The organism is Micromonospora sp. 4G55 (assembly GCF_016803375.1).
On sequence record NZ_JAEVHN010000727.1, the window covers coordinates 1 to 2,940 of the forward strand.

A 2,940-nucleotide genomic window follows, 5' to 3' on the forward strand; every position below is an offset into this window, starting at 1 on the left:
GTGCGCGTCGGCGATCGGGGTGAGCCGGTCGGCCAGCGCCGGATCGGGCCGCGACGGCGGCCCGGTGCCGGGCGGCCAGCTCGCGTGACTCGGCGCGTCGGCGATCGGGGTGAGCCGGTCGGCCAGCGCCGGATCGGGCCGCGACGGCGGCCCGGTGCCGGGCGGCCAGCTCGCGTGACTCGGCGGCCAGCGGCGTCCAGCGGGTCGGGCGGCGGGGCGGTTCGTTCCGGTCGAAAAGATCACAGCCAGTCAGCGGCAGGGTCGCGCCGCCGGCCGTCAGGAGCGCCCCCGCGCGCAGCACCGCCCGCCGGGTTTGCCCCGGTCCACCGCGCTGCGTAGTCGTTCTTCCCGTCGCCACCGGTCAAGTCAACACCATCTCCGCCGTCAGGTGGGCGACCGGCGTCGGTGCGCCGCCCGGCCCGGTACCCGACCGGCGCGTTACGCTCTGCGCAGCCACCGGCGCACTTCGCCCCGGTGGCGTGTGGGCATGCGGGCCACCGGGCCGCCGCACAACAGGAGAAGGGTGCGCCAGATGACGCAGCGTGGCCGTGCCACCAGGCCGACGGGCCCGACGGGGCGACCCCGTCGTACCGACGGCCCCCGGGGCGGGGACCGTGCGGGCGCACCCCGGGGCGGTGACCTCGCCGCCCGGCGCAACCGGCTGCGCGAGGTGATCGAGCCCGTCGTGCAGGGCGCCGGGTACGACCTGGAGGACCTGTCGGTGTCCCGGGCCGGCCGGCGGCACGTCGTACGCGTGATCGTGGACGCCGACGGCGGGATCAACCTGGACGCCGTCGCGGACGTCTCCCGGGCGGTCTCGGCGGCGCTCGACGCGGCCGAGGAGGCCGGCGGCGACATCGTGGCGGGCGAGTACCAGCTGGAGGTCAGCTCACCCGGCGTGGACCGGCCGCTCACCCTGCCCCGGCACTGGCGGCGCAACGTGGGCCGGCTGGTCAAGGTGACCACCCGGGCCGGCGCGGGCCTGCCCGGGCCGCGCGGCGAGCAGCCCGCCGGCGACCGCCAGGTCACCGGCCGGGTGGTGGCGGCCGACGACGAGCGCGTGGTGCTGGAGACCGACTCCGGCCGCGCCGAGCACCCGTACGCCGAGCTCGGCCCCGGCCGGGTGCAGGTCGAGTTCACCCGCCTCGACGAGGCCGGCGACGACACCGACGACATTGACGACATTGACGACATCGACGACGAAGATGATGTGGAGGACGAGGAGAGGTGAACATCGACCTCGCGGCGCTGCGCGCACTCGAGCGCGAGCGGGAGATCCCGTTCGACACGATCCTCGCGGCGATCGAGACCGCGCTGCTGACCGCCTACCGGCACACCGACGGGGCCGAGCCGCACGCCCGGGTGGAGATCGACCGCAAGACCGGGGCCGCCCTGGTCTACGCCCAGGAGGTCGACTCCGACGGCACCGTGGTGCGGGAGTGGGACGACACCCCGCACGACTTCGGGCGGATCGCCGCCATGACCGCCAAGCAGGTGATCCTCCAGCGGCTGCGGGAGGCCACCGACGAGGTGCACTTCGGCGAGTACGTCGGCCGCGAGGGTGACCTGGTCACCGGGGTGGTGCAGGCGCACGAGGCGCGGGTCGAGAAGGGCATCGTCAGCGTCGACCTGGGCAAGCTGGAGGGCGTCCTGCCGCAGTCCGAGCAGGTGCCCGGCGAGCGGTACGTCCACGGCGAGCGGATCCGCTGCGTCGTGGTGCACGTGGCCAAGGGGATGCGCGGCCCGCAGATCACCCTCTCCCGCTCGCACCCCGCGCTGGTCAAGAAGCTCTTCGCGCTGGAGGTGCCGGAGATCGCCGACGGCACCGTGGAGATCGGCGCGATCGCGCGTGAGGCAGGTCACCGTACGAAGATCGCGGTGCGCTCCACCACGCAGGGCGTGAACGCCAAGGGCGCCTGCATCGGCCCGATGGGCCAGCGGGTTCGCGCGGTGATGAGCGAGCTGCACGGTGAGAAGATCGACATCATCGACTGGTCGGACGACCCGGCGACCTTCGTCGGCAACGCGTTGTCGCCGGCCAAGGCGCTGCGGGTCGAGGTGGTCGACCTGGCCAGCCGGACCGCCCGGGTCACCGTGCCGGACTTCCAGCTCTCGCTGGCGATCGGGCGCGAGGGGCAGAACGCCCGGCTTGCTGCCCGACTGACCGGTTGGCGGATCGACATCCGGTCGGACGCGGAGCAGACCAGCCCGGCGGGACGGGGCGGTGCCGATCACGTGCCGGAGCCGGGCGGCGCGATCTCGAGCAGCTAGGGGTAGACTTCCTCCAGTGGTACGACGCGCGCAGCCGGAGCGCACCTGTGTGGGTTGCCGGAGACGTGCGCCGGCCAGCGAATTGCTGCGGTTCGTCGCGGTCGGCGACGAGGCTGGTCACAGCCTCCGGCCTGATCCGGCCCGCAGGCTGCCGGGTCGGGGAGCGCACATGCACCCGGATCCGGCCTGCTTCGCGCAGGCGGTGCGGCGGCGTGCCTTCGGGCGTGCGCTGCGCATCACCGGGGTCCTCGACCACGGCGAGCTGGCGGAGCACGTCGATGCGCCAACCACTACGTCCGGTCAACCCGACCGGGCGAGGGTCGCTAGCAAGGTAGGACGACCGACATGAGCACACGATGAAGTCCCTGAAATGACCAGGCTTCAAGTGCACGAGTGAGGTTGTTGCGGGTACTGCCCGCACGACCTCGGAGTGAGGAGTGCAGTGGCAGGTAAGGCCCGCGTACACGAGCTGGCAAAAGAGCTCGGGGTCGAAAGCAAGACCGTTCTCGCCAAGCTGAAGGAAATGGGCGAGTTCGTGAAGTCCGCGTCCAGCACCGTCGAGGCGCCCGTCGCCCGACGGCTGCGTGGCGCATTCGTCGCGTCCGCCGGAGGCACCACGGCGCAGGCCGCCCCGCCGGCGGCCGCACCGACTCCGGCCTCGACCCCGAC

4 protein-coding genes and 1 pseudogene are annotated in these 2,940 nt (G+C 73.3%); 4 read left to right on the forward strand and 1 reads right to left on the reverse strand.

Annotated elements, in window-relative coordinates:
• Positions 1-243, reverse strand: a pseudogene (locus tag JNW89_RS33110) (hypothetical protein); the annotation flags it as partial.
• A gap of 289 nt (positions 244-532) precedes the next feature.
• On the opposite strand from JNW89_RS33110, the gene rimP reads away from it, so the two are divergent.
• From rimP to JNW89_RS33130, 4 genes are all read left to right on the forward strand, one after another.
• Complete coding sequence (rimP, locus tag JNW89_RS33115; protein ID WP_238452039.1) at positions 533-1,231, forward strand: ribosome maturation factor RimP; 699 nt, start codon at positions 533-535, stop codon at positions 1,229-1,231.
• Complete coding sequence (nusA, locus tag JNW89_RS33120; protein WP_154942757.1) at positions 1,228-2,271, forward strand: transcription termination factor NusA; 1,044 nt, start codon at positions 1,228-1,230, stop codon at positions 2,269-2,271. Before rimP ends, nusA begins: the two co-directional genes overlap by 4 nt.
• Positions 2,272-2,287: 16 nt before the next feature.
• Complete coding sequence (locus JNW89_RS33125; RefSeq protein WP_154942758.1) at positions 2,288-2,620, forward strand: YlxR family protein; 333 nt, start codon at positions 2,288-2,290, stop codon at positions 2,618-2,620.
• Positions 2,621-2,713: 93 nt separating this feature from the next.
• Positions 2,714-2,940: translation initiation factor IF-2 N-terminal domain-containing protein (locus JNW89_RS33130; protein WP_238452040.1), on the forward strand; the 227-nt coding region annotated here is incomplete at its 3' end.

What these genes read in the sequence shown, in the direction of transcription:
- rimP (WP_238452039.1), top strand. Translation starts at nt 533, where the DNA reads ATGACGCAGCGTGGCCGTGCCACCAGGCCGACGGGCCCGACGGGGCGA.